This window comes from Streptomyces sp. 2-1, from assembly GCF_048564895.1.
Classification (GTDB): Bacteria; Actinomycetota; Actinomycetes; order Streptomycetales; family Streptomycetaceae; genus Streptomyces; species Streptomyces phaeochromogenes.
In genome coordinates this window covers 3,838,357-3,864,259 of record NZ_CP183383.1, presented here as the reverse complement: position 1 = coordinate 3,864,259, position 25,903 = coordinate 3,838,357, and the positions used below count along the sequence as shown (strand labels likewise).

Sequence of the window (25,903 nt, the reverse complement as noted above, 5' to 3'; positions counted from 1 at the left end):
CGATGTGTCGTACTCCACACTGGGTTCCGGTGCCTGAGTCCTCGGAGCGCGGCCGACCCGAACGCGACGGGTCCATTGTCCCCGCGGTTCCGCTCAATGACTTCGGGAGGGACAGCGGCAAGGCCGTCGGCCCCATCCCTGACGTACCGCTGCCGCACGCCCCAGCAGCGACATTCCTGGAGGTCGCCCCCGTGCAGACCCAGACCCTCACCCAGACCGACAACACCGGCGACACGGACGCGGATTCCGACGTCATCGGGGCCGTACCCGCGCAGAGTCGTGCCGCGCACCACCCCGAGACGGCGGCGGAGCCGGAGGGCTCGCAGGCCGAGCCCGAGGAGCCGCCCGTCACCCTCGTGGAGACCGAGGCGCCGGAGCCGGTGGAAGTGCCCCGCGGGCGTACGGACACCGGTGGGCCCTCGTCCGACCTGTTCCGCCAGTACCTGCGGGAGATCGGCCGGATCCCGCTGCTCACCGCGGCGGAGGAGGTGGAGCTGGCGCGCCGGGTCGAGGCGGGCCTCTTCGCGGAGGAGCGGCTGCGGCTTGCCTCCGACCTCGACAGCCAACTCGCTCTGGACCTCGACAAGTTGGTGGTCATGGGCCGGATGGCCAAGCGCCGGCTCATCGAGGCGAACCTCCGGCTCGTCGTCTCCGTCGCCAAGCGGTACGTGGGGCGCGGGCTGACCATGCTCGATCTGGTCCAGGAGGGAAACCTGGGGCTGATCAGGGCGGTCGAGAAGTTCGACTACGCCCGGGGCTACAAGTTCTCGACGTACGCGACCTGGTGGATCCGCCAGGCCATGTCCCGGGCCCTCGCCGACCAGGCACGGACGATCCGAGTGCCCGTCCACGTGGTCGAGTTGATCAACCGGGTGGTGCGGGTGCAGCGGCGGATGCTGCAGGAACGGGGGTACGAGCCGACGCCGGAGGAGGTCGCGGCGCATCTCGACCTCCCCAGTGAGCGGGTCAGCGAAGTCCTGCGCCTGGCCCAGGAGCCGGTGTCCCTCCACGCTCCTGTGGGTGAGGAGGACGATGTGGCTCTCGGGGATCTCATCGAGGACGGGGATGCGACGAGTCCTGTGGAGTCGGCGGCGTTCCTGCTCCTGCGTGAGCACCTGGAGGCGGTTCTCTCGACCCTCGGCGAGCGGGAGCGGAAGGTGGTCCAGCTCCGTTACGGGCTGGCGGACGGCCGCCCCCGCACGCTGGAGGAGATAGGCCGCATCTTCGGCGTCACGCGCGAGCGCATCCGCCAGATCGAATCCAAGACCCTGAACAAACTCCGAGACCACGCCTTCGCGGACCAACTGAGGGGCTACTTGGACTGAGGCCCGGTTTCCTCGCCCCCGCCGCCCCTTCCCGTTCCCGTCCCTGGGGGCTGCCGCCCCCAGACCCCCGCTTTCGGCCTGAACGGCCTCGTCCTCAAACGCCGGACGGGCTAAAGATCAGCCCCTCCGGCGTTTGAGGAGCGGGGGTTCGGGGGCGGAGCCCCTGAGTAGTGACGGGAATGGGTAGGGGCGGCGGGGGCGAGAAAAGTCCGTCGACCCCCGGTCGCCCCTCAGTCCACCTCCACCACGGCCTCCGCGAACTGGGCCTTGTAAAGCCGGGCGTACGCCCCCTCCGCCGCCAGCAGCTCCGCGTGCGCACCCTGCTCCACGATCGCCCCGTTCTCCATCACGAGGATCGTGTCCGCGTCCCGGATCGTCGACAGACGATGCGCGATGACGAACGACGTCCGCCCGTGCGCGAGCTTCGCCATCGCCTTCTGGATGAGCACCTCGGTACGGGTGTCGACCGAACTCGTCGCCTCGTCCAGCACCAGAATCACCGGATCGGACAGGAACGCCCGAGCGATGGTGATGAGCTGCTTCTCACCGGCGCTCACCCCCGACCCCTCGTCGTCGATGACGGTGTCGTACCCGTCGGGCAACGTCCGGACGAACCGGTCGGCATGGGCGGCCCGAGCCGCCTCCTCGATCTCTCCACGCGTGACCTCACGCGAAGCCCCGTACGCGATGTTCTCCGCGATCGTCCCGCCGAACAGCCAGGTGTCCTGCAGCACCATGCCGATCCCGGCCCGCAGTTCGTCCCGGGACATCTTCGCGATGTCGACCCCGTCGAGGGTGATACGGCCGCCCGTGACCTCGTAGAACCGCATCAACAGGTTGACCAGGGTCGTCTTGCCGGCGCCCGTCGGGCCGACGATCGCGACCGTGTGCCCCGGCTCCACCTTCAGCGACAGGTCCTCGATGAGGGGCTTCTCCGGGTCGTACCGGAAGGAGACCCCCTCCAGCGCCACCCGGCCCCGGAGTTCGTCCGGACGCGCGCCCGTCACCGGGTCCGCCTCCTGCTCCTCCGCGTCCAGCAGTTCGAAGATCCGCTCGGCCGAGGCGACCCCGGACTGCACGAGGTTCGCCATGGAGGCGACCTGGGTGAGCGGCATGGAGAACTGCCGGGAGTACTGGATGAAGGCCTGGACGTCACCGATCGAGAGGGCGCCCGAGGCGACACGCAGACCGCCGACCACGGCCACCAGCACATAGTTCAGGTTCGACACGAACATCATCAGCGGCTGCATGACCCCGCTGTTGAACTGCGCCCGGAACCCGGCCTCGTACAGCTTCTCGTTCTCCTCGGCGAACTGTGCCGCCGACTCGTCCTGCCGGCCGAAGACCTTGACGAGGTTGTGGCCGGTGTACATCTCCTCGATGTGCGCGTTGAGCTTGCCGGTGGTCCGCCACTGCTGGACGAAGTGCGGCTGCGACCGCTTGCCGACCCGGGTGGCGACGAAGAACGACAGCGGCACGGTGACCAGCGCGACGAGCGCGAGCAGCCAAGACACCCAGAACATCATCGCGAGCACACCGACGATGGTCAGCAGCGAGTTGACCAGCTGGCCCATCGACTGCTGAAGGGTCTGGCCGATGTTGTCGATGTCGTTCGTGGCGCGGCTGAGCACCTCACCGCGCTGCCGCTTGTCGAAGTACGACAGCGGCAGCCGCGACAGCTTCGTCTGCACGTCCTCGCGCATGTTGTACATCGTCTTGTTGACGGCCCGGTTCACCAGCCGCGTCGCCACGGTCATCAGCAGACCGGCCACCAGGAACGCCGCGAGCGCGAGCCCCAGCACCTCGCCGACCGCGCCGAAGTCGATGCCCTCGCCCGGGGTGAAGTCCGTCCCGGAGAGCATGTCGGCCATGCCGCCGTCGCCGCGTTCCCGCATCGCCGCGAGGGCCTCGGCCTTGGTCTGGCCGGCGGGCATCTCCCGTCCGACGACTCCGGCGAAGACGAGGTCGGTGGCCTTGCCGAGGATCTTCGGCCCGAGGACCGAGAGGCCGACGCTGAACACCACGGCGACGAGCATCACGTACAGAGTGGTGCGTTCCGGCTTGAAGTGTGACAGGAGCCGCTTGCCGGACCCCTTGAAGTCCATCGAGTGATGGTCGGGGCCCGTCCCGGCCATCATCCGCCCCATGGGCCCGGCCATCAGGCTGCCTCCGCTTCCGTCAGCTGGGAGAGCACGATCTCCCGGTATGTCTCGTTCGTCGCCATCAGCTCGTGGTGGCGGCCCGAACCGACGACCCGGCCCTCGTCGAGGACCACGATCCGGTCGGCGTCACGGATGGTCGACACCCGCTGGGCGACGATCACGACCGTCGCCTCGGCCGTCTCCTGCGCGAGCGCCCTGCGCAACGCCGCGTCCGTCGCGTAGTCGAGCGCCGAGAAGGAGTCGTCGAAGAGGTAGATCTCGGGGCGCTGCACCAGGGTCCGGGCGATGGCGAGCCGCTGCCGCTGACCGCCCGACACGTTCGTCCCGCCCTGCGCGATCGTCGCGTCGAGACCGTTCTCAAGACCCTCCACGAACCCCTTGGCCTGCGCCACCTCCAGCGCGTGCCACAGCTCCTCGTCGGTCGCGTCCGGATTCCCGTACCGGAGATTGGTCGCCACCGTGCCCGCGAAGAGGTACGGCTTCTGCGGTACGAGGCCCACCGTGCGCGCGAGCAGCCGCGGCTCGACCGTGCGTACGTCGACGCCGTCCACCAGCACCTGGCCGTCGGTGGCGTCGAACAGCCGGGGGACCAGGCCGAGCAGCGTGGACTTGCCGCTGCCGGTCGAGCCGATCACGGCGGTGGTCTCACCGGGCAGGGCCACCAGGTCGATGGTCCTCAGCACCGGCTCCTCGGCACCCGGGTAGCGGAACCCGGCGCCCCGGATCTCCAGATGCCCGTGCCGCCGCAGCTCCAGGACCGGCGCCTTCGGCGGAACCACACTGCTGGAGGTGTCCAGGACCTCCTGGATGCGCTCGGCGCACACCTCCGCGCGCGGCACCATCATGAACATGAAGGTGGCCATCATCACGGACATGACGATCTGCATCAGATAGGCGAGGAACGCGGTCAGCGCGCCGATCTGCATCCCGCCGCTGTCGATCCGGTGGGCGCCGAACCACACCACCGCGACCGACGACACGTTCACCACCGTCATGACGATGGGGAACATCAGCGCCAGCATCCGCCCGGTCCCGAGGGACACCTCGGTGAGGTCGGCGTTCGCCTTCCGGAAGCGCTCCTCCTCGTACCCGTCGCGCACGAAGGCCCGGATGACGCGGTTGCCGGTGATCTGCTCGCGCAGCACCCGGTTCACCGTGTCGAGCCGCACCTGCATCGTGCGGAACAGCGGACGCAGCCGGCGCACGATGAGGCTCACCGAGATCCCGAGCACCGGCACGACGGCGAGCAGCACCCCGGACAGCGGTACGTCGAGACCGAGCGCCAGGACGATGCCGCCGACGCACATGATCGGCGCCGACACCAGCAAGGTGAACGTCATCAGGGCGAGCATCTGCACCTGCTGCACGTCGTTCGTCGTGCGGGTGATCAGCGACGGCGCCCCGAAGTGACCGACCTCACGCGCGGAGAACGACTGCACCCGGTCGAAGATGCCGGCCCGGATGTCCCGTCCGACCGCGGCGGCCGTACGGGCACCGTAGTAGACGGCCCCGATGTTGCAGACGACCTGGGCCAGCGAGATGCCGATCATCAGGGCACCGAAGGTCAGGATGTAGCCCGTGTCACCGTCGACGACACCGTTGTCGATGATGTCCGCGTTCAGCGTGGGCAGGTAGAGCGTGGCGCAGGTCTGCAGGAACTGCAGCAGTACGAGCAGGGCGATGGGTTTCTTGTAGGGCGTGAGATAGGTACGCAGGAGTCGTATGAGCACGCTGGGTCTCTCGGGGTCGGCGGCGGGGCGGTTGGTTGCCCTTGGCCCCTATCGTCGAACACTCCACCCGTGTTACCTCAACTGATTAAGCCAAGAGAGGTCCAAGAGCCGACCGGGCCTCGGTCCGAAGCCGTAGGCCGTCCGGGTCGCCCGGGCTCTACGAGGCCTCAGGGCCGGAAGGCACCCGGGTGGGTCTGGTTCCGCACCGACACGTACTGCTGACGCACGGCCTGGCCCACCGCCAGCTCCTCGCCGGGCTCCAGGATCTGCGCGGCGGCGCCCTGCCAGACGGGGGGCAGCCCCGGCTGGATGGTGCCCTGCGAGGTGCCGAGCGCCCAGGCCGCCTGCCGGGCAGCGCCGAGCGCCGCGTAGTCCGCGGGCTGCGGCACCACGATCTGCGTGCCGAGCAGCGCGGGCGCGCAGGCCTGCACCGCGCTCAGCTCGGCGGCCTGGCCCAGCAGGAAGATCCGCCGCACCTCCACGCCCCGCTTGCGCAGCACGTCCAGCGCGTCCGCGAGCCCGCAGAGCATGCCCTCGAAGGCGGCCCGCGCCAGGTGCTCGGGCTTCATCGACTCCCGCCGCAGGCCGGCCAGCGTCCCCGCCGTGTGCGGCAGGTTGGGCGTCCGCTCACCCTCCAGATAGGGCAGCATCACAAGGCCGTGGGAGCCCGGTGTCGACTTCATCGCCAGGTCCGACAGGGCCTCCAGGTCCGGCACGCCGAGCAGTTCGGCGGCCCCGCGCAGGGCCCGTACGGCATTGAGCGTGGTGACGACCGGCAGGTGCATCCCGGTCGCGTCCGCAAGCGAGGTGATCATTCCGGAGGAGTCGACGAGCGCCTCGTGGTGCACGGCCATCACGGAACCGGAGGCGCCGAGCGACACCACCGCGTCCCCGAGCCCGATGCCCAGACCGAACGCCGCGGCCATCGTCTCGCCCGTCCCCGCCGAGATCAGCAGCCCCTCGGGCGTCGTCCCCGCGGCCTCCCACGGCCCCAGCACGTCGGGCAGCAGTGCCTGGTGCCCGAGCGCCAGCTCCACGAGATCGGGCCGGTACGCACCGGTCGCCGCCGACCAGTAGCCGGTCCCGGAGGCCCCGCCCCGGTCGGTGGTCCGGCGGGCCGGGCGGCCGAGCAGCTGCCACACCAGCCAGTCGTGCGCCTGGAGCAGCACGCTGGTGCGCAGCGCCGCCTCGGGTTCGTTCCTCGCGAGCCAGCGCAGCTTCGTCACCGGCTGCGCCGCCTGCGGCACGCAGCCAACGGCCTGCGCCCAGGCCTCGCGTCCGCCGAGGGCGTCGACCAGGTCGGCCGCCGCGACCTGGGCCCGCTTGTCACCGCCGACCATCGCCGGACGCACCGTGTTGCCCTGGGTGTCCACCGGCACGAGCCCGTTCTGCTGCGCGGACACGCCAATGGCCTGAACGCCTTCGAGGAGCCCGCCGCCCGCGGCCTCGCCCAGGGACAGCAGCCAGGCCTGCGGGTCGACGTCCGAGGGCCGGCCACCCTCGGACATGCCGTCCATCGGATGCGGGGCATACCCCTGCCTGAGCACGGCTCCGCTGTCCGCGTCGCAGACAACGATGCGAGTGAAATCGGGCGAACTGTCCAACCCGGCGACTATCCCCATGGCGGAAATTCTGCCGTACGACCGGAGCAGGCCGTACCGGTCCGGCGGAGGCGGCCCCACCGGTTACGTGTTGCTGGTGCCCCAGTCGTCGTCGGTACGCGTGCCGTTCGTGTTGCGCTCCCGCAGGTGGCGGACCCTCTCGGCCACCGAGTCGGGGACCCGGTCACCGACCTTCTCGCTCACCGCGTGGTACGCCTTGCCGGCGAACTCGCGCCCCTGCTGGGCCGCGGACTCGGCGGTGTTGCGCACCGCCGGGTTCTGAGCGACCTGCTGTGCGGTCTTCCTCAGCTGCTCGTAGCGCTCGCGCCCGGCACGCGTGCCGAGCACGTATCCCAGGGCCAGTCCGGCGACGAACGTGAGCCGGTAGCGCATGGCGGCCACCCTTCTCTTGTGAGTCGGTCCCTTGCGGCGGCGTCGGTCGCAGGCGGGGCTTACCGATTGGCGGAGCACCCCCCTGCTTGCGCTAATGTATGTGTCGCAGCGAGCGCACGCCCCCTGGCGAATACCCAGGGAGGTACGTTCGATGCAACGAGGCAATCCCCTGTAGCTCAATTGGCAGAGCAGCCGGCTGTTAACCGGCAGGTTACTGGTTCGAGTCCAGTCGGGGGAGCTTCGGTCTTCCGTAGCTCAATTGGCAGAGCAGCCGGCTGTTAACCGGCAGGTTACTGGTTCGAGTCCAGTCGGGAGAGCAGGCGAACGAGGACCCCGTCGGGGTCCTTTTTCATGTCCTCGGGAACCGCTCCGCCCCAGGTGGGGTCCTCCAGGGCAGGCGAAGTCGACCATCCGAAGCAGGAGATCGTATGAGCGGCTATGCTGCGGCAGACGGCGCGCACAAATGTGCGCGACGCGCCGTAATGGGGCGGTAGCTCAGCCGGTTAGAGCAGCGGACTCATAATCCGTCGGCCGTGGGTTCGAGTCCCACCCGCCCCACCAGGCGCTACGCGTGAAGAATCGATCCGACCAGCAACTTCGCTGGAGGATCGGGGGACTTGAGGGATCGTGGCGGCCCTCCTCGATGATGGTTTCAGGACATCGGGACCGAGAACGAGGCCGCCGAACCCTCCGAGTCGGACATGTTGAGCCATTGTCGGATTTCTCGGGTTGATCTGGTGCGTGCCGTGCGGCGGCCTCGCGGCCGTGATGCGTGGTCTGGCCCCTGCCGGACGCGGCCCCCTGGACGTGGTCCGCGCGGCACTTCGGTGGCACTCGTCTCCGCCTGAGCAGGCGATGACCCCCTTGGATTGAGGTCGGGGCAGGGCGAACCGGGCGTCGACGGGAGAGCTCCATCACGGCGTCTCGATCGGGTGAGGGGTGACGTCCGGGGCGTACTTGGGTGGGGTGCGGTGCGGGCGCCGGTCTCGGTGGCGGTTACGTGGCAGTGGGGTGCCCCCGGAGTTACGACAGGGGCCGCATCAACCTGATGACGACTCCGGTGGTGTGGGGAACTGGGTGGTGGCTGTGGAGGCGGGTGGGCGTCGCCGGCGGTGACGCGGTGGCCGAGGAAGCTCCGGCTCGGTCGAGGGCGGCGGCGAAGGCGGCGAGGTCGGCATCCGGGGCGGGGCGGTGTGGCCGAGGGGCGAGAGCTTGCCGGTGCGGGGGCAGGGCAGGGGGCGGGCTCTCCGTCGACATCGCTCCTGACGGTGCGTCCGGCTTTCGCCGGGCGCGGGCCTGTGCCGCGAGCGTCCGGTCCTGGATCTTGCTGCCCGGGGTGTCGGTGCACGAGTACGCGCTGTCGTCGTAGAGAAGGCTCAGGGCGCGGCCGAGGGAGTCGGCGGGCCATCCACGACCTGTGTCGCGGCAGCGGGCCACGGCGGCGGCTCTGCCCCGCACGGCTTCGGCAGGGGCGGTCGGTCGGGTGGGCAGGTCTCCCGGCCTTACGCGCTGGACCCTCCGGATTCGCCGACGGCGGTGAGGTCACCCTGGCTGTCTGTCCAGCACCACGCGCAGGCGCCGACGACGGCGAGGTCCGCCCGCCCGTCCACCGCCATGCTCAGGTGCCGCCCCGCTTCGACTCCTGGCCGCCGACTCCGTCGAGCGGCTCGATCCGTTGCTCGCGAGCTGCATGCGGGCCGGTGCGGTGCGGCCGGGGCGATCCGCCGGCGACGGGCTTTTGCACGAGGCCCCACCCGGTGGCTCCGGAGTTGACGGCTCACGTCCGCCGGGCCGCGCAGTCCGTGGCGCCCTGCCTCTTGGACCGTCACGGCGAGCAGAGGCCGGTTGAGCACCTTCACGGGGCGTCCGAGGCGACTCGCCCTGCTCCTCTGCGGCCGGTCATCGGGATGCGGTCGCACCGTTCAGGAGTGGACCTTTTCGAAAAGGTCCACCCCATCACATCCCGAGTGGCTCAAGGATTGGGCCGGAGTCGCTCAGGAGCTCAGGAGCTCAGGATCCTGCTCTTCTAGTCCTCGAGTCCGGTCTCCGTGAGGGCCCTCTGGTCCTTGAGCTCTCCGAGTTGTCTCAGCTGCACGCGGTGCGGCGCGGCGGTCGCCGTACTCGCCATCACGGCTCTGCGGGCCACCCCGCGGAGGCGACCCGGCACGGCCGTTCCTTTCCCGCAGGAGGCGTGCTCGAAAAGCGCCTATCCGGCCGGGCGGCACGCGCATATCGGCGCGCACCGCACCTTTCCATTGCATCACTTTTTGAATTGCCCCGCATCTCGACCCCGTCGCCGCCTTGCGTATATGGCCGCGTTGTGCCGTCCTGTGCTGCACGTGTCAAACTGAATGTGCGTCACGGCCCCGGCTGCACCACAGTGGCGAGGCCCACGTGGGAGGAGCTCGATATGACCACAACCGGAATGCATCACGGGCACGGAACCAGAAGTGGCAGCGAAGGGGCGTGGGTGACTGGCTGGACCGGATTCGCCGGCGCCATGATGATCTTCGGCGGGGTGATGGCGATATTCCAAGGAATTGCCGCTATCGCCGAGGACGATGTCTTCGTGGTCACCCGCAACTACGCGTACAACTTCAACCTGACGAGTTGGGGTTGGATCCACCTCGCGCTCGGCGTTCTCGTGGTTCTCGCGGGTGCCGCTCTGTTCCGCGGTGCGATGTGGGCACGAGTCATCGGTATCGGCCTCGCAGGCCTGTCGATGATCGCCAACTTCATGTGGCTGCCGTACCAGCCCGTCTGGGCCGTCGTCCTGATCGCCGTCGACGCCTTCGTCATCTGGGCGCTGTGTGTCGGAAGGAGCCGGGAGGGCCGGGAGGCTCGTACCGAATAGTCGACCGCGTCGTTCCGAGCGGCCCGGCGGTCGTGTCGCGTACTGCGCCGTTCGGCGCGGGACAGCCCCCCGAGTGGCTGACGCGGGACGTGCCGTCGGGCCGTACGGGTTCCCCCTTGTGTTTCGTGTTGTCGGCGGATTCCTCGATGTCCGCTTCGGCACTCACAGGGAGACACGAGTGGAAACCAGCGGCACTGACGGTCGCCAGCCCCTTGCCCACCCGCTCCTCAAAGGCCAGAAGGCACTGGTGACGGGCGCGAATTCCGGCATCGGCAAAGCCACGGCCATCGGCCTGGGACGGGCGGGTGCCGATGTGGTGGTGAATTACGTGGCCGGGAGGGACGCCGCCGAGGACGTGGTGCGCGAGATCGAGAGTTTCGGCGTCCGTGCCTACGCGCACGAAGCGGACGTGTCGCAGGAAAAACAAGTGAGCGACATGGTGGACCGCATGGTCCAGAAGTTCGGGACCATCGACGTCATGGTGGCGAATGCGGGACTCCAACGCGATGCACCCCTCACCGATATGACCATGGCCCAGTGGCAAAAGGTGCTGGACGTCAATCTGACCGGACAGTTCCTGTGCGCCCGTGAGGCGGCCAAGGAATTCATGCGCCGGGGCGTGGTCCCGGAGGTCTCACGCTCCGCCGGGAAAATCATCTGCATGAGTTCGGTCCACCAGATCATTCCCTGGGCCGGGCACGTGAACTACGCGTCGTCCAAGGGCGGCGTACTGATGCTGATGGCGACCCTCGCGCAGGAACTCGCGCCGCACAGGATCCGGGTCAACGCGGTCGCCCCGGGAGCGATTCGCACGCCCATCAACCGCAGCGCCTGGGACACCCCCGAAGCCGAGGCCGAGCTCCTGCGGCTCGTGCCCTACGACCGCGTCGGCGACCCGGACGACATCGCGAACGTGGTGGCCGCTCTGGCCTCCGACCTCTTCGACTACGTGGTGGGGACCACGCTCTACGTCGACGGCGGCATGACGCTGTTCCCCGGGTTCGCCACGGGCGGCTGAGACGCACCACCCGTCAGCCGACCGGTACGAGCCACCGAGGACCATGTGAACAGCGTGATCGACCACTTTCTGGCGGACGGCCCTCCACAGCTGCTGCCGGCCCGGGAGCTGATGGCCTTCACCCTGGGCTCCCACATCCTGCTCGTGCCCTTCGGCGTTGCTCTGCCCGCCATCACCCTCCTGATGCACTACCGCGGACTGCGCAAGGGCGACGCCGTTGCCCTGCTGCTCGCGCGGCGCTGGTCGGCGGTCATGGCCGTCCAGTTCGCCATCGGCATCGTGACCGGCACGGTGCTCTCCTTCGAACTCGGCCTGCTGTGGCCCGGGATGATGGGCCGGTGGGGTGATGTCTTCGGCCTAGGCTTCGGGGTCGAGGCATGGGCGTTCTTCCTCGAGGCGATCCTCATCGCCATCTACCTGTACGGCTGGCGTCGGCTCAAGCCGTGGACGCACTTCTGGCTCGGCCTGCCCCTGCCGCTGGCCGCCCTGATGGGGGCGTTCGGCATCGTGGCCGCGAACGCTTGGATGAACACCCCGCGCGGCTTCGACCTCGACGCGTCCGGCAACCCCGTGGACGTGGACGTACGCAAGGCGATCTTCACGCCGATGCTCGGCCCGGAGTACTGGCACTTCGTGGTCGGAGTGGTCCTGACCGCCGGCTATGTCGTGGCCGGGGTGTACGCCGTCGGCTGGCTGCGGGGCCGGCGGGACCGCTATCACCGGCTCGGCTTCACCGTGCCGTTCTCCGTCGCCGCGATTCTGACCCCCGTGCAGTTCGTGCTGGGGGACTCGATCGCCCGCTCCGTCTTCCAGAAGCAGCCGGTGAAGTTCGCGGCGACCGAGCTCGTCTGGAAGACCGACACCCACGTGCCGGAGTACTTGTTCGGGCGTCTGCACCCCGACGGGACGATCTCCGGCGGGATCAAGATCCCCCAACTGGACTCGATCCTCGCCGGTTTCAGCCCGGACACCAAGGTGACGGGTCTGACCTCGGTCCCCGCGAGCGACCGCCCGACGCCGACTCAGGCCACGATCGCCCACTGGGCGTTCGACATCATGGTGACCATCGGCAGCCTGCTCATGCTGCTCGCGCTCTGGTACGGCTGGTGCTGGCTCCGCCGCCGTGACCTGCCCAGGTCGCGGTGGTTCTTCCGGTGCGCGGCTCTCGCCGGCGGCGCCTGTCTGCTGACCGTGGAGTGCGGCTGGATCACGACCGAGGTGGGCCGGCAGCCCTGGATCGTCTACCAGAACATGCGGGTCTCGGAGGCGGTGACGGACACCCGTGCCTCTTCCCTGTGGGTGATGCTCGGCATCGTCGTGGTGGTGTACGTACTCGTCTTCGGCGCATTCCTGGCCGTCCTCCTGAAGATGAGCAGAGGGTGGCGGCTGGCCGACGAGGGCGCTCTCGCGGGAGCGACCGCCGGGGACGCGGAGGGCGACACCCCCTACGGGCCCCGGCCGTTGTCCACGACCGCCGGCGTGGACGGTGGCCGCGAATGATCGAGGACGCCGTCGCCTGGGTGCTGCTGGCCGCGGTCGCCGCCTACGCGTGTGCCGGCGGCACGGACTACGGCGCCGGGTTCTGGGACCTGTTCGCGGGCGGCGCCGAACGAGGCAAGCGCCCGAGGTGGCTCATCGACCACGCCATGGCACCGGTGTGGGAGACCAACAACGTCTGGCTCATCTTCGTCCTGGTCGTCATGTGGACCGGCTTCCCGGTCCTCTTCCAGACGGTCTTCACGGCGATGTGGCTCCCGCTGGCACTGGCGGCCGTGGGACTCGTCCTGCGCGGCGCCGGTTTCGCCCTGCGCAAGCCCACGCGGCGGCTCGCCCGGCGCAGGGTCTACGGCGCCGCCTTCGCCGTCTCCTCGGTGGTGACGCCCTTCTTCCTCGGAGCGGTGGTCGGCGGGCTTGCCACGGGCCGGGTGGCTCCCGGGACGAAGGCGTCCGCCGACGCGTGGTCCAACGGGACGTCCGTGATCGCCGGCCTGCTGACCGTCGCCGCGACCGCCTTCCTCGGGGCCGTGTTCCTGACCGCCGACGCCCGCCGCTTCGACGCCGCCGACCTGGTCGGATACTTCCGGCTGCGGGCCTGGTCCAGCCTCGGTGTCATCGCCGTACTGGCGGTGGTCGGCCTCGTCGTGACCGACGACGACGCGCGCTACGTCCACGACGGACTGACCAGCGGAATCGGTCTCGCACTCGTTCTGGCCGCCGCCGTCGGCGCGTTGGCCACCGCCGGACTGCTGTACCGCACCGCCACGGGCTGGGCGAGGATCACCGCGATCGGCAGCGTGGCCCTCGTCGTGCTGGCGTGGGGGCTGGCCCAGCGGCCCTATCTCATCCCCACCTCGCTGACCGTGTCCCAGGCGGCCGGCGCGTCGACGACGCTGCGCTGGCTGATGCTGGTCACGGCCGTCGCCGTGGTGCTCGTCGGACCGCCCCTCGTCCTGCTCTACCGGCTGGACACCGCCGGAGCCCTCCGGCCACTCACCGAGGCGGACCTGCGGCGGACGGCGGCCGGACGGGAGCCCGAGAGCCCGTGAACGGGGCCGCGAACGGGGCCGCGAACGGGGCCGTTAACGCGGCGGCGAAAGGACCGCCGATCGTGCTTGTCGTGGGCGTGTCGGGTTCCGGGAAGTCCACCGTCGGCAAGGCGGTCGCCGAGCAGTTGAGCCTGACGTTCGTCGAGGGCGACGGCTTCCATCCCGCCGCGAACCTCGCGAAGATGACCGCCGGCCACGCCCTGGACGACGCCGACCGCGAGCCCTGGTTGCGTGCCCTCGCCGTCCGCATCCGTCACTCCGTCGAGGCCGGAGAGGGGCTGGTCGTCGCCTGTTCGGCCCTCAGGCGGGCCTATCGCGACGAGCTCCGGGCGGCCGCGGGCGGACGGCTGTGGTGCCTCTACCTCGCCCTGGACCGGGACACCGCGTGGGACCGCGTGTCCCGCCGCACCGGCCACTTCATGCCCGCCCGACTGGTCGACTCGCAGTTCGAGACGCTGGAGCCACTGCAACCGGACGAGCCGGGCATGACCTTGGACGCCACGGTCGGTCTTCCGGTCGGTCTGGCGCGGGTGCGGGCCGCCGTCCCGGGCTTCGGGGAACCCACGGCCCACTGACGGGCCGGGGGGAAGCGGGCAGCGCGGAAGCGGACCGGGCCGACGTGATGCGTCCCGGCCAGGGCGCCGGCAGCCAGTACGACGATCAGGCCGAGGCCGAGGCCCAGGTCCAGGAGCAGTTGGTCCTACCGGGATCCGCCCGGAGGCCACCAGTTGCGTACCGTCGCGGCGCAGGGCGGCGGCGAAAGGCACGGTCCACAGGTCTCGTGGACCAGGATTCCGGCGGAGTCGCCGGGCTCCGGGGCGGCGCCGGGCATCACCCGCCAGGACCGTCCAGGTCGCCGGATCAGGTCCGTACGGATCTTCTTGGACCATGACCAGTGGCGCGCCACCACCAGACCCGGACGAGAACTCCGCCGGCCCGTCCGGCGACTCCGTCGACGCGTCCCGCGGCAAGGAGCTCTCGGCGCGTGAACGCCACGAGCTGGACGAGCTGCGGCATCGCGTGAGCGCGCTGGAGAGCGGCGGGTCCCGGGCGGCCTCGCGGCATCACTGGCTCCGGTCCACCGGATCCGTCCTCCTGATCCTCCTCGCCTCGCTGCTGTCCCTGCTCGCCGTGGTCTCGGTCTGGGCCAACAGCATCGTCCGGGACACCGACCGCTACGTCGCCACCGTGGGGCCGCTGGCGAGCAATCCGGACGTGCAGAAGGCGATCACCGACCGCGTGACCACCGCAGTCCTGGCGCAGGTCGACGTGGAGGCGCTGGTCAAGGAGCTGCAGCAGGCCGCGGACCAGAAGGGTGTCCCGCCGAAGGCGGCCAAGCTGATCGACAACCTGGACGGTCCGATCGAGAGCGGGCTGAAGAGCCTGGTCAGCGCGACCGTCGAGCGAGTGGTCTCCAGTGATGCCTTCGACACGGTCTGGGTGAACGCCAACCGTGAGGCGCACAACGCCCTGGACAAGGCCCTCACGGGCGAGGCGGACGGCGCGGTGTCCGTCAAGGACGGTCAGGTCACCATCGACGTGGGACCGATCGTGGCCCAGGTCAAGGACCGGTTGGTCAGCGCGGGCTTCCAGCCGGCCGCCCTGATCCCGACCGTGCACACGCAGTTCGTGGTCTTCGCGTCCAAGGACATCGGCAAGATCAAGTGGTACCTGAGGGTGCTGGAGATCGTCGGCAGCTGGCTCCCCGTCATCGCCGTACTGATCGCCGCCGCGGGTGTCTACCTGGCCGTCCACCGCCGCCGGGCCCTGATCTGGGCCGCGCTGGGGGTGTTCGCCGCGATGCTGCTGCTCGGCATCACGCTCAGCCTCCTGCGGACGGTCTATCTCAACCATCTGCCTGCCGGGATGTCCGAGGCCGCGGCCGGCGCGGTGTACGACTCACTGATCAAGTTCCTGCGGGCCGGTGTGCGGGCGGTCGGTGCGCTCGCCCTCGTCACCGCCATCGGGGCCTTCCTCACCGGTCCGTCCCGCGTCGCCGTCGTCGTCCGTACGGGCTGTGGCAAGGGCATCGGCGCTCTGCGTGACGTCTCCGTGTCGGCGGGGCTCCGGCTGGGTGCGGTGGGCCGGTTCGTGCACCGCTACAAGCGGTGGATCGGCTGGGCGATCCTCGCGGTCGCCGCGATCGTGCTGTTCACCTGGAACTACCCGACCACGGCGGTCGTGCTGTGGACGGTGCTGATCGTGCTGGCCGCCTTCGCGATCCGCGAGTTCCTGGACACCGGCGACGACGACAGCGCCGTACCTACGCCGTCCGCCTGACGCGGGGGTCCCAGGGCCCGGCAACTCGGTGTGCCGGAACCCGGTGCCTGTCGGAGGGTGGGGACATGGGAACGCCCGACCAGCTGAGCGAGGCCGATTTCCGGTCGCTCCACCGTCGCCTGAGCGGCAGGGCCCCGGGCGGCGTCACTCGCCGGGGCGCCCTGGACACGATCTCCGCGGAACAGGTGCTGGCGGCCGTCCGCGAGGTGCGTACGGGACGTACGGTGTCCCTCGCGGCCCCGGTGAACACCCGGCCCGGGCCTGACGACGCCGATCCGGCCGAGCACCGGCTCACCGCCCCGCCCGACGCCCGGCCGGCGGCGCAGGGCCTGGAATTCGCGCGGGACCGCTTCGCCATGAACGTCCACGGTGACGTGGACAGCCACCTCGACGCTCTGTGCCATGTCATCTACGACGGGACCCTGCACGGCGGTGTACCGGCGGCGGGCGCCCTGTCGCCGGACGGCGCGAGTGAGCTCTCCGTCGAACTGGCCCGCGACGGCATCGTCGGACGCGGGGTCCTCCTCGACGTTCCCCGGCTGCACGGCGTCCCCTGGCTCGAACCCGGAACGAACGTGAGCGCCGAGGACCTCGCCGAGGCCGAGGCGCGGCAGGGGGTACGGGTCGGCCGCGGTGACATCCTCCTCGTACGGGTCGGACACCGCCGGCGCCGTGAGGAGCTCGGCCCCTGGGACGTGGCCGACGCCCGTGCCGGGCTCCATCCGACCGCCATGGAGTTCCTGGCCGAGCGCGAGGTGGCCGTGCTCGGCGGCGACGGCAACAACGACACGGCCCCCAGCGCGGTGGAGGGGGTCGCGTTCCCGGTGCATGTGCTCGCCGTCCACGCGATGGGACTGCATCTGCTCGACTACCTGCGGTTCGAGGACCTCGCGGAGATCTGCGCGAGGGAGGCCCGCTGGTCGTTCCTCTGCGTGATCGCCCCTCTCCGGCTGCCCGCGGCCACCGGCTCGCCGGTCAATCCCCTCGCGATCCTTTGACGGTCGTCGTCGCTGCCCAGTGATCGTCCGGCGGCCCACCGTTCAGGTGGCCCGGCGGTCTCCTCACCCGTACGGCACAACGGTGCTCGCGTCCCGGGTCCGGTCGGCCGTCGTGGGCGGCACTCTGGTGGGGCGGTCACGCCTCGGGGTGTGGCGCCCGGATCCGCCCTGGGGGCAGCATGCGCGCGAGCAGAGAACCCGGCCCGCCCACGGACGGCGTGCGGAGCCGTTGGCGGGCGCGCGCGGCCGGTCTGCGGGCAGGACTGCTGCGGCTGCGCGGTGCCGCCGAGGAGCGGTTCCCGGTGATCACCCGGCTCACCTCCCACCTGATCGCGGTGAACCTGCTGGACTCCGCGACACGGCTGGCGGCCCAGGCGTTCCTGACGGCCGTACCGCTGCTCTTCCTGGTCGCCGCCTTCGCCCCGCAGGGGGTGCGCAACCAGCTCGTCTCGTCGGTGCATGAGCTGCTCGGCATCAGCGGCGCCGCCGACCAGCAGCTGAAGCAGGTCTACCAGGCCGATCCCGCCACGCTGCAGCAGAGCACCGGGGTGGTGAGCGCGCTGATGGTGCTGCTCTCCGCCACCGCCTGCAGCCGCGCGATGCAGCGCCTGTGCCAGCGCGCCTGGCTGATGCCGAGCGCGGGCGCCCGGGTCGCCGCCTGGAGATGGCCCGTGTGGATCGCCGTCTGGATGGCCGTGATCGCCCTTCAGGGTCCGCTGCGGGAGGGATTCGGCGTGGGGATGTGGCTGGGACTGCCCCTGCTGCTGACGGTCGAGGTGGGCGTGTGGTGGTGGACCCAGCACCTGCTGCTGGCCGCGCGCGTCCCCTGGCTGCCCCTGCTGCCCGGGGCGGTCCTCACCGCGGTGGCGCTGACCGCACTGACGGTGATCGCGAAGCTGTACGTGCCCACCGCGCTCAACCGCAGCCTGGAGCGGTACGGGTCGCTGGGTGCGGTCTTCACCGTGCTGTCCTGGCTGATCGCGCTCTGCGTGGTGGTGGCCCTCTGCATCACCGCGGGCGCGGTCATCGCCAGGGAACCAGCCGTGTCCCGACGCCTCGGATCACCCGATCGGCCCAACTCGCTGGAAGCGTGACCCGGCGATACGTTGGTAGTCGGATCTGGAGTTCCCATCACCCGGCGAATCGGAGCATGCTCCGAGGACGGTGGCCGGAATGACTGACGAACAGCACTACGACGTCATCATCATCGGAACCGGTGCGGGCGGTGGCACCCTCGCCCACCGGCTGGCCCCCACCGGAAAACGGATCCTTCTCCTCGAACGCGGCGACTATCTGCCCCGCGAACGCGACAACTGGGAGTCCTCCGCGGTCTTCGTCAAAGGGAAGTACCGCGCTCCGGAGTTCTGGTACGACAAACACGGAAACCAGTTCCCGCCCGAGGTCAACTACTACGTGGGCGGCAACACCAAGTTCTACGGCGCCGCACTCTTCCGTATGCGCCCGGAGGACTTCGGCGAACTCCGGCACCACGACGGCATCTCCCCGGCCTGGCCACTGACCTACGAGGAACTCGAGCCGTACTACACGCAGGCCGAGCACCTCTACCTCGTCCACGGCCGGCACGGCGAGGACCCGACCGAGGGCCCCACCAGCGGCCAGTACGCCCACCCGCCGGTCCAGCACGAGCCGCGCATCCAGCAGCTCAGCCACGATCTGGAGAAACAGGGACTGCACCCCTTCCATCTCCCGATCGGGGTGAACCTCACCCAGGACGACCGGGGGCGGGCCACCCGCACCAGCGCCTGCATCCGCTGCGACCGCGTCGACGGCTTCCCGTGCCTGCTCGGCGCCAAGTCCGACGCGCAGGTCATCTGCGTGGACCCCGCTCTCGAACACGCCAACGTCGAGATGGTCACGCATGCGGACGTGCGGCGCCTCGACACGGACACGACCGGCCGCACCGTCACCTCGGTCGTCGCAACGGTGGGGGACGGGGACGCCGCCACCGTGAAGTTCAGCGCCGACATCGTGGTCGTCGCCTGTGGCGCGGTCAACTCGGCCGTCCTGCTGCTGCGTTCGGCCGACGACCGGCATCCGCGGGGCCTGGCCAACAGCTCGGACGTGGTGGGCCGGCACTACATGCGCCACAACAACCTGGCCCTGATGGCGGTGTCCCTGGAACCCAACGACACCAGGTTCCAGAAGACCCTGGCCCTGCACGACTGGTATCTGGGATCCGACGACTGGGACTACCCCCTCGGCGGCATCCAGATGCTGGGCAAGTCCGACTCCGAGCAGATCCACGGCGAAGCGCCCCGCTGGGCCGGGGCCATAGCCCCCGACATGCCCTTCGAGGTGCTCGCCCACCACGCGGTCGACTTCTGGCTGTGCGGAGAGGATCTCCCCGCGGCCGACAACCGCGTCACCCTGGACCGGGACGGCGGCATCCACCTGGCCCTCGACGAGACGAACAACATCGCCGGGCTGAAGCGCCTGCGGCACAAACTGCACAGCATGCTCAGCCACTTGGGCATGCACGAACACCATCTGCTGCCGCACAGCATCTACCTGCACAAGGGCATGCCCATCGGCGCCACCGCGCATCAGGCGGGCACCGTCCGCTTCGGCCACGACCCCGAAAGCTCCGCGCTCGACGTCAACTGCAAGGCCCACGACCTCGACAACCTCTACGTCGTCGACACGAGCTTCTTCCCGAGCATCGGGGCGGTCAACCCCTCGTTGACCGCCATAGCCAACGCACTGCGCGTCGGCGACCACATCGCGGAGCGACTGCAATGAACTCCAACCACCCGGAAGAAAGCGACATTCGCCACCGCACGCCCCAGGAGCGGGCCGAACGCGGCAAGGCCGCCCGCTCGACCGCGCCCCGCTCCAGCCACGCCGAGTTCGCCCCCACGGCCAAACGGCCCGACCCGGTGGACATCATCGAGGCGCAGTCGGCGACGAGGGTTCCCGAGCTGGTCCCCATCCGCTACGGCCGGATGACCGAGTCGCCGTTCCGCTTCTACCGGGGCGCCGCCGCCATCATGGCCGGAGACCTCGACGACACCCCCCGGTCCGGGATCAGGGCGCAGCTGTGCGGGGACGCGCACCTGCTGAACTTCCGGCTCCTTGCCTCGCCCGAGCGCCGCATGATGTTCGACATCAACGACTTCGACGAGACGCTGCCCGGCCCCTGGGAGTGGGACGTCAAGCGCCTGACCGCGAGTTTCGTCATCGCGGGCCGGGCCAACGACTTCAGCGACAAGGAGCGGGCCCGTATCGTGCGGGCGACCGTGCGGTCCTACCGCGAGTGGATGCGGCGCTTCGCCAAGATGGGCAACCTCGACGTGTGGTACGCCCAGTTCGACGAGGCGTGGGTGCGGCAGCAGTTCGGCCCGCAGCTGAGCGCACGGGCCCGCGACCGCTGGTCGCAGGCCGTGACCAAGGCACGCGGCCGGGACAGCCTCCAGGCCTTCGGCAAGCTCACCCACATCGTCGACGGGCAGACCCGTATCGCCGCCGTTCCGCCGCTGATCACGCCGCTCCAGGACCTGCTCCAGGGCGTGGAGCGCGATGCGCTGGAGAAGGAGGTCCACCGGCTGATCGAACGGTACGGCCACACAGTGCAGCCGGACCGGCGGGCCCTGCTGCAGCAGTACCGGGTCGCCGACATGGCCCGCAAGGTCGTCGGGGTCGGCAGCGTGGGCACCCGCTGCTGGATCGTGCTCCTGCTCGGCCGGGACGACAGGGATCCGCTGCTCCTGCAGGCCAAGGAGGCCGACCAGTCGGTGCTGGCTCCCTTCGCCGGCGCGAGCGCCCATGCGACGCAGGGCGAGAGGGTGGTCTGCGGCCAGCGGCTCATGCAGGCCACCAGCGACATCTTCCTCGGCTGGGAGCGGGTCGACGGGATCGACGGCCGCCGACGTGACTTCTACGTACGGCAGTTGCGGGACTGGAAGGGCATCGCCCAACCCGAGCTGATGGTGCCGGCCGGCATGAAGACCTTCGGCGAGCTGTGCGGCGCCACCCTGGCCCGGGCGCACGCGCGGTCCGGCGACCGGATCGCCATCGCCGCCTATCTGGGCGGGGGCGACTCCTTCGACTGCGCGCTGGCGACCTTCGCCGAGAGCTACGCCGACCAGAACGAGAAGGACCACCAGGCACTCGTCGACGCCGTCCGCTCGGGGCGGGTCAAGGCCGAAGCGGCCTGACCGAGGGACCGGCCGACAAGGGGACCGGCAGACAAGGGCTCGGCAGCCAAGGGCTCGGCAGACAAGGGGACCGAGAAGGGGACCGGCAAGGGGGACCAGCAAGGAGACCCTCATGGATCGCTACCCGCCCATCGCCGACCACGGCCTCGTCGGGGATCTGCAGACCGCGGCCCTGGTGTCGTCCAAGGGCGTGATCGACTGGTTCGCGGCACCGCGTTTCGACTCGCCCAGCGTCTTCGCCGCCCTGCTCGACCACGACGGCGGCGGCCACTTCCTCCTCGCGCCCGAGCATCCCGAGGGCACCTGGAAGCAGCTCTACTACCCGGACACGGCCGTCGTGGTGACCCGCTTCATGTCACCCGACGGAGTCGGCGAGATCCTCGACCACATGCCGGTGCTGACCGGCCCGACGGCGAGCGACCGGCACCAACTGGTGCGTGTCGTACGGGCGGTGCGCGGCACCGTGCGCTTCGGCCTCGAATGCCGGCCGCGTTTCGACTACGGGCGGGCCACCCACGAACTCGACCTGACGGACGGCACCGCGACCTTCCGGGCCCCGGGCACGACCGCCTACCTCCAGGGCGGCATCCCGCTCGAACGGGACGGGCAGGACGTCCGGGGCAGCATCACCCTCCACAACGGCGACGCGGCAGCCGTGGTGTTCACGGTGTGCGCCCAGGACGGGGAGGCGCCGCCGCCACCCACCACCGAACGGATCACCGACGAGCTCTGGAGCAACATCAACTTCTGGCATCGGTGGGTGCGCACCTCGAACTACCACGGCCGCTGGACGGAGATGGTGCACCGCTCGGCGATCACCCTCAAGCTCCTCACCTACGCGCCCACGGGTGCGCCGGTCGCCGCCGCCACGATGGGACTGCCCGAGCAGGTCGGCGGCGAGCGCAACTGGGACTACCGGTACACGTGGGTGCGTGACGGCTCCCTGTCGGTGCGGGCGCTGCTGGACCTCGGCTTCGTTGAGGAGGCGACCCGCTTCACCCACTGGCTCGGCGACCGCCTGGGCGCCCGGGAGGGCCCGGACGACGAACCCCTCCAGATCATGTACCGGGTCGACGGCGACCCGCATCTGACCGAGGAGATCCTGGAGCACTTCGAGGGCTACCGCGGCTCCTACCCGGTGCGGGCCGGCAACGCCGCCTCCGACCAGCTCCAGCTCGACATCTACGGCGAGGCCCTCTACGCCCTGGCCGAGGGCCGCGCGGTCGGCGAACAGGCGGGCTACCACGGGTGGAAGAGCCTGACCCGCACCCTGGACTGGCTCGCCGACTCCTGGGACCGGCCCGACGAAGGCATCTGGGAGACCCGCGGCGGACGCAAGGACTTCACCTACAGCCGAGTGATGTGCTGGGCCGCCTTCGACCGCGGTCTGAAGCTGGCGGCGGAGTTCAGCAGGCCCGCCGACACCGTGCTCTGGACACGGGCCCGCGACGAGATCCTCGAACAGGTCATGGAACGCGGCTGGGACGAGAAGGAGCAGGCCCTGGTCCAGCACTACGGCGGCGCCGTCCTGGACGCCTCCCTGCTGCTGGCCCCCCGGGTGGGTTTCGTGTCACCCCGCAGCCCCGGCTGGCTCAACACGCTCGACGCCATGGAGCGCGTCCTCGTCTCCGACAGCCTCGTCTACCGCTACGACCCCGAGGCCTCGCCCGACGGACTGCGCGGCTCCGAGGGAACGTTCAGCCTGTGCACGTTCCTGTACGTCGACGCCCTGGCCCGCGCGGGCCGGCTCCCGCAGGCCCGCTACACCTTCGAGAAGATGCAGACGTACGCGAACCATGTCGGCCTGTTCGCCGAGGAGATCGGCCCGAGCGGCGAGCAACTCGGCAACTTCCCGCAGGCCTTCACCCATCTCTCCCTCATCATGGCGGCTACGACCCTGGACGAGGCGCTCGACCGCGTTGCGCACTGAACGGCGGGATGCCCGGCCCCTGCGGCAGCAACTCCGTGGTCACGAACGCCACGACAGCGGCGATCACGATCACCGGAACGGTCTCCGAGTTGCCCACCATGAGCACCACCAGCACCACGCAGCTGACGGGCAGCCGGAGCGCGGCGGCGGACGCGGCCGCCATGCCCGCCGCCATGCCCGGAACGACGCCGAGTCCCGGCAGCGGCGACAGGAGCACCCCCATCGCACCGCCCAGGAACAGCGAGGGAAAGACCGGACCGCCGCGCAGGCTGCCCAGACACAGGGAGTAGGCGATGCCCTTGAACACCAGGACGGCCACCAGACTGCCGACCGACCACGCGTGGGGGTGGGCGGCGAGATCGGTCAGGGTGGCCTGGCCCGACAGGGCGACCTCGGCCGGGGAGCGGCCGGTGATGACCGCGTAGAGCGTCGCGCAGCCGCCCGCGGCGAGCGCGCAGAGCATCGTGTTCCGTACGACGTGCCCGGCGACGTAACGTGCCGCGACCCGGCCGCCCATGATGATCCAGTGGACGGCCGCCCCGAGGACGACGGCCATCAGCGTGGACCACACGACGTCGCCGAGGTCGAGGGTGGGCGGAGCGGGCAGCCCGATGTTGAGGCTCTCGGCGTCCAGTCCGGTCCAGTGGCCGAACCCGGTGAAGACGATGGCGCCGACGCCGCCGGCGAGCAGCGCGGGAAGCATCACCACGAACAACTGAGGGCCACCCACTCCGGCCACTTCCATCAGCAGCACGGCCGCCACCAGCGGATTGCCGAAGATCGTGGAGATGGCCGCCGCGGCGCCGGCCGCACCGAGCAGCGCCGTGCTCGACTCGGTCGCGGGAGCACGTACGAGATCACGGAAGACCAGTGCCAGACCACCGCCGAGCGCGATCAGCGGCGCCTCAGGTCCGAGGACGGCACCCAGCGGCAGGCTGGCCAGCGCGGCGAGGGCCACCCCGGGAACGGCCGCTTTCGACGCGCCTCCCGCATGCAGGCCCCCCGCCGGAATGTGCCCGCCCCTGCCGGGAAAACGCAGGACGACCAGGGCGACGACCGCCCCCGACACCAGAGCCAGGGGGAGCGGCCACCACCACGGCGGAGTCGTCCACCCGAGATCGTGCGGCCAGTCCACCCAGATCAGACTCTCCATCTCATGGAGCAGCACGAGAAACCAGAACGCGGCGAACGACACCAGGATCCCGATCACCGCGCAGAACACCAGCGCCCGCAGATACTCGGGCCGACGCAGAATGTCCCTCAACTGGTCGGCTTCCTGGGGCTGGTTCCCCGGAGGGGCCTCGGCGGCCTCTCCTCGCTTCTGCTCGGCGATGACGCTTCTCCTGAGTCTGCTGGGAGACGATTCGGCCAGTGGCAGCGCGAGATTACCCACCGAATCCCGCCATAGGGCTCCGATCCTGACGCAAACGTCCTAAACCACTCCGGATGGACGCGGGGTGAGGGGGAAGTTCAGCGGCGCGACGTACGAACGCGCCCGGGGTCGATCAACAGCGCCGTGCCGCAGCACGAGGCTCCGCCACCCGGTGTCGGGTGGCGGAGCCTGGGTGGTGTGGGTGGGGTGAGGGGCGGACTACGGCTGAACGGGCTTGCCCCGGCCCCAGGACCAGGCGAGGCGGTCGGCGCCGGACTGGTTGGTGGTGGTCAGCCAGGGGCGGGACGGGGGGCCGGTCAGGGTCTGCAGGGAGTAGGTGTCGTCCGTGCGCAGGCCGGGCCAGTACACGGAGCCCATCTTGAGTTCGCGGAACGTGTCGGTGACGGCCTGCAGGTAGTTGATGAAGTTGTTGTCGGGGGTCGGCTTGTTGTAGTCGAAGCCGGTGGTCATCGGGGAGCCGAACTCGTCCGCGACGGTCCGGTTCGCGCAGTCACCGATGCGGACCTTGAGGTCGGCCACCCACTGGTCGTAGGTGGCGTAGTCCTTCCAGAACCCGTAGTGGTGCAGCGACAGATACGTGCCCTTCAGGCGCGGGTCCGCGCAGACGGTCGTGACGTGGTCGTTGTAGCCCGCGCCACTGACGAAGACCCGGTTCCGCGGGACCTGCCGGTACGTGTCCAGCCACTTCGCGGCTATGTCCGCCCACTCCGTGTCGGTGTAGCCGTGCGGCTCGTTCATCGGCTCGAAGTAGACCCGCTTGTCGCTCTTGTAGGCCTTGACCACGGTGTTCCACATGGGCCAGTACGTGGCCGTGTCGTCGATGAAGCCGTCCTTGCGCGGGCCCGTTCCCTCCCAGTAGGAGAGGATCACCTTGAAGCCCTTGTCCGAGGCCGCGTCGATGACTCCGCGATACGACTTCCAGTAACGGTCGTTGACCGTGTACGGGTTGATGGGCAGCCGGACCGTGTTGGCACCGAGGTTCGCGCGGAAGGCCGAGATCACCCTGCTGGCCTTGGTGTACGTCTGGGCGTAGGTGTCGGACGTCGACAGGCCCGACAGCACGACCGGGTCGTCGGCGAAGTTGTCACGCGGGTCCGCCCAGTTCACGCCCTTGAACTGGGTCGTGTCCTTGCTCAGCCCGCTCGTGTGTCCGCCCGTATGTCCACTCGGCGTTGCGCCGGCCGGGCTGGCGGCGACGGTGGTGCCGCTGGTCCCGGCGATCAGGAGCGCCACGAAGGCGGCCCGCAGCCGAGGAGTGAAGCGGGTACCGGCGGGGGTTCTGCGCATCAACTTGCCCTTTCAGAGGATGGCGGCTCGGCGCACGGCTGGAGCCCGCGCGCGGCTGAGGGGCTCGACTTGGGGTGATGTTTACGTAAACATCGAGGCGCCGGAATCGTGGCACCCGGTGCGGCGATCGTCAAGGTTTCCCACGTGTAACAGCCGTTGGGCTGTGGGGTGATGTGAGGTGATGTGCGGGAGTGGAGCGGTTGGAGGGGAG

At 70.0% G+C, this 25,903-nt stretch carries 20 protein-coding genes and 3 tRNA genes; 15 read left to right on the top strand and 8 right to left on the bottom strand.

All coding sequences use genetic code 11. From position 1 onward, the window contains the following. The first annotated feature begins 29 nt into the window (after positions 1-29). The gene (locus tag ACN20J_RS17050; RefSeq protein ID WP_189837988.1) at positions 30-1,325 is read left to right on the top strand and encodes an RNA polymerase sigma factor; all 1,296 of its coding nucleotides are present in this window, start codon (positions 30-32) and stop codon (positions 1,323-1,325) included. A gap of 230 nt (positions 1,326-1,555) precedes the next feature. Here the strand turns inward: ACN20J_RS17050 and ACN20J_RS17045 are convergent, their stop codons facing one another. From ACN20J_RS17045 to ACN20J_RS17030, 4 genes are all read right to left on the bottom strand, one after another. Continuing rightward, positions 1,556-3,484: an ABC transporter ATP-binding protein gene (locus ACN20J_RS17045; RefSeq protein WP_189837989.1), complete on the bottom strand. Its 1,929-nt coding sequence runs from the start codon at positions 3,482-3,484 to the stop codon at positions 1,556-1,558. Continuing rightward, entirely contained in the window at positions 3,484-5,217 is a 1,734-nt protein-coding gene (locus ACN20J_RS17040) for an ABC transporter ATP-binding protein (RefSeq protein ID WP_189837990.1), read from the bottom strand. Before ACN20J_RS17040 ends, ACN20J_RS17045 begins: the two co-directional genes overlap by 1 nt. A gap of 167 nt (positions 5,218-5,384) precedes the next feature. Beyond that, positions 5,385-6,839, bottom strand: coding sequence for an FGGY family carbohydrate kinase (locus ACN20J_RS17035; RefSeq protein WP_189837991.1), 1,455 nt, complete (start codon positions 6,837-6,839; stop codon positions 5,385-5,387). A 63-nt stretch (positions 6,840-6,902) separates the two neighbouring features. Beyond that, positions 6,903-7,211, bottom strand: coding sequence for a YtxH domain-containing protein (locus ACN20J_RS17030; RefSeq protein WP_055615009.1), 309 nt, complete (start codon positions 7,209-7,211; stop codon positions 6,903-6,905). Between the two features lie 165 nt (positions 7,212-7,376). On the opposite strand from ACN20J_RS17030, the gene ACN20J_RS17025 reads away from it, so the two are divergent. The 3 genes from ACN20J_RS17025 (at position 7,377) to ACN20J_RS17015 (ending at position 7,772) form a co-directional block, all read left to right on the top strand. After that, a tRNA-Asn gene (locus ACN20J_RS17025) sits at positions 7,377-7,449 on the top strand. Positions 7,450-7,455: 6 nt separating this feature from the next. Next, positions 7,456-7,528: transfer RNA gene (locus ACN20J_RS17020), tRNA-Asn, on the top strand. Positions 7,529-7,695: 167 nt separating this feature from the next. Next, positions 7,696-7,772 (top strand) — tRNA-Ile (locus tag ACN20J_RS17015). 462 nt (positions 7,773-8,234) lie between these two features. Here the strand turns inward: ACN20J_RS17015 and ACN20J_RS17010 are convergent. Beyond that, positions 8,235-8,669, bottom strand: coding sequence for a hypothetical protein (locus ACN20J_RS17010; protein ID WP_419666236.1), 435 nt, complete (start codon positions 8,667-8,669; stop codon positions 8,235-8,237). Between the two features lie 568 nt (positions 8,670-9,237). After that, complete coding sequence (locus ACN20J_RS17005; protein ID WP_419666235.1) at positions 9,238-9,378, bottom strand: hypothetical protein; 141 nt, start codon at positions 9,376-9,378, stop codon at positions 9,238-9,240. Between the two features lie 243 nt (positions 9,379-9,621). Here ACN20J_RS17005 and ACN20J_RS17000 point away from each other — a divergent pair, with 243 nt between their 5' ends. The 11 genes from ACN20J_RS17000 to ACN20J_RS16950 all read left to right on the top strand — a co-directional run bounded on the left by ACN20J_RS17000 (position 9,622) and on the right by ACN20J_RS16950 (position 23,012). Further along, positions 9,622-10,065, top strand: coding sequence for a DUF7144 family membrane protein (locus ACN20J_RS17000; RefSeq protein ID WP_189837994.1), 444 nt, complete (start codon positions 9,622-9,624; stop codon positions 10,063-10,065). Positions 10,066-10,243: 178 nt separating this feature from the next. Next, on the top strand, positions 10,244-11,083 hold the full coding sequence (locus ACN20J_RS16995; protein ID WP_361896470.1) for an SDR family oxidoreductase: 840 nt from the start codon (positions 10,244-10,246) through the stop codon (positions 11,081-11,083). A gap of 111 nt (positions 11,084-11,194) precedes the next feature. After that, the gene (locus ACN20J_RS16990) at positions 11,195-12,583 is read left to right on the top strand and encodes a cytochrome ubiquinol oxidase subunit I (RefSeq protein WP_419668894.1); all 1,389 of its coding nucleotides are present in this window, start codon (positions 11,195-11,197) and stop codon (positions 12,581-12,583) included. Beyond that, positions 12,580-13,629 carry a cytochrome d ubiquinol oxidase subunit II gene (locus ACN20J_RS16985; RefSeq protein ID WP_419666234.1) on the top strand — a complete coding sequence of 350 codons (1,050 nt, stop codon included), beginning with the start codon at positions 12,580-12,582 and terminating at the stop codon, positions 13,627-13,629. Before ACN20J_RS16990 ends, ACN20J_RS16985 begins: the two co-directional genes overlap by 4 nt. Positions 13,630-13,691: 62 nt before the next feature. Further along, entirely contained in the window at positions 13,692-14,204 is a 513-nt protein-coding gene (locus tag ACN20J_RS16980; RefSeq protein WP_246575010.1) for a gluconokinase, read from the top strand. A gap of 313 nt (positions 14,205-14,517) precedes the next feature. Then, entirely contained in the window at positions 14,518-15,909 is a 1,392-nt protein-coding gene (locus tag ACN20J_RS16975; protein WP_259333370.1) for a hypothetical protein, read from the top strand. Between the two features lie 65 nt (positions 15,910-15,974). After that, complete coding sequence (locus ACN20J_RS16970) at positions 15,975-16,907, top strand: cyclase family protein (RefSeq protein WP_419666233.1); 933 nt, start codon at positions 15,975-15,977, stop codon at positions 16,905-16,907. Positions 16,908-17,086: 179 nt separating this feature from the next. Beyond that, positions 17,087-18,001, top strand: a complete 915-nt coding sequence (locus tag ACN20J_RS16965) for a YhjD/YihY/BrkB family envelope integrity protein (protein ID WP_419666232.1) — start codon at positions 17,087-17,089, stop codon at positions 17,999-18,001. Between the two features lie 79 nt (positions 18,002-18,080). After that, a complete protein-coding gene (locus ACN20J_RS16960) occupies positions 18,081-19,667 on the top strand; it encodes a GMC oxidoreductase (RefSeq protein WP_419666231.1) in 1,587 nt (528 codons plus the stop codon). Beyond that, positions 19,664-21,082 (top strand): DUF2252 domain-containing protein, encoded by a 1,419-nt coding sequence (locus ACN20J_RS16955; RefSeq protein WP_190228006.1) that lies wholly within the window; start codon positions 19,664-19,666, stop codon positions 21,080-21,082. The genes ACN20J_RS16960 and ACN20J_RS16955 overlap by 4 nt, the downstream gene beginning before the upstream one ends. A 112-nt stretch (positions 21,083-21,194) precedes the next feature. Further along, positions 21,195-23,012 (top strand): glycoside hydrolase family 15 protein, encoded by a 1,818-nt coding sequence (locus ACN20J_RS16950; RefSeq protein WP_189838003.1) that lies wholly within the window; start codon positions 21,195-21,197, stop codon positions 23,010-23,012. On the opposite strand, the gene ACN20J_RS16945 is transcribed toward ACN20J_RS16950, so the two are convergent. Both ACN20J_RS16945 and ACN20J_RS16940 read right to left on the bottom strand, forming a co-directional pair. Beyond that, positions 22,972-24,267, bottom strand: a complete 1,296-nt coding sequence (locus ACN20J_RS16945) for a chloride channel protein (protein WP_419668893.1) — start codon at positions 24,265-24,267, stop codon at positions 22,972-22,974. The genes ACN20J_RS16950 and ACN20J_RS16945 overlap by 41 nt on opposite strands. Positions 24,268-24,603: 336 nt before the next feature. Further along, complete coding sequence (locus ACN20J_RS16940) at positions 24,604-25,692, bottom strand: glycoside hydrolase family 5 protein (protein ID WP_419666230.1); 1,089 nt, start codon at positions 25,690-25,692, stop codon at positions 24,604-24,606. Positions 25,693-25,903 lie beyond the last annotated feature (211 nt).

What these genes read in the sequence shown, in the direction of transcription:
- ACN20J_RS17045 (WP_189837989.1), bottom strand. Translation starts at nt 3,484, where the DNA reads ATGGCCGGGCCCATGGGGCGGATGATGGCCGGGACGGGCCCCGACCAT.
- ACN20J_RS17035 (WP_189837991.1), bottom strand. Translation starts at nt 6,839, where the DNA reads ATGGGGATAGTCGCCGGGTTGGACAGTTCGCCCGATTTCACTCGCATC.
- ACN20J_RS17030 (WP_055615009.1), bottom strand. Translation starts at nt 7,211, where the DNA reads ATGCGCTACCGGCTCACGTTCGTCGCCGGACTGGCCCTGGGATACGTG.
- ACN20J_RS17000 (WP_189837994.1), top strand. Translation starts at nt 9,622, where the DNA reads ATGACCACAACCGGAATGCATCACGGGCACGGAACCAGAAGTGGCAGC.
- ACN20J_RS16990 (WP_419668894.1), top strand. Translation starts at nt 11,195, where the DNA reads ATGGCCTTCACCCTGGGCTCCCACATCCTGCTCGTGCCCTTCGGCGTT.
- ACN20J_RS16985 (WP_419666234.1), top strand. Translation starts at nt 12,580, where the DNA reads ATGATCGAGGACGCCGTCGCCTGGGTGCTGCTGGCCGCGGTCGCCGCC.
- ACN20J_RS16975 (WP_259333370.1), top strand. Translation starts at nt 14,518, where the DNA reads ATGACCAGTGGCGCGCCACCACCAGACCCGGACGAGAACTCCGCCGGC.
- ACN20J_RS16970 (WP_419666233.1), top strand. Translation starts at nt 15,975, where the DNA reads ATGGGAACGCCCGACCAGCTGAGCGAGGCCGATTTCCGGTCGCTCCAC.
- ACN20J_RS16965 (WP_419666232.1), top strand. Translation starts at nt 17,087, where the DNA reads ATGCGCGCGAGCAGAGAACCCGGCCCGCCCACGGACGGCGTGCGGAGC.
- ACN20J_RS16960 (WP_419666231.1), top strand. Translation starts at nt 18,081, where the DNA reads ATGACTGACGAACAGCACTACGACGTCATCATCATCGGAACCGGTGCG.
- ACN20J_RS16955 (WP_190228006.1), top strand. Translation starts at nt 19,664, where the DNA reads ATGAACTCCAACCACCCGGAAGAAAGCGACATTCGCCACCGCACGCCC.
- ACN20J_RS16950 (WP_189838003.1), top strand. Translation starts at nt 21,195, where the DNA reads ATGGATCGCTACCCGCCCATCGCCGACCACGGCCTCGTCGGGGATCTG.
- ACN20J_RS16940 (WP_419666230.1), bottom strand. Translation starts at nt 25,692, where the DNA reads ATGCGCAGAACCCCCGCCGGTACCCGCTTCACTCCTCGGCTGCGGGCC.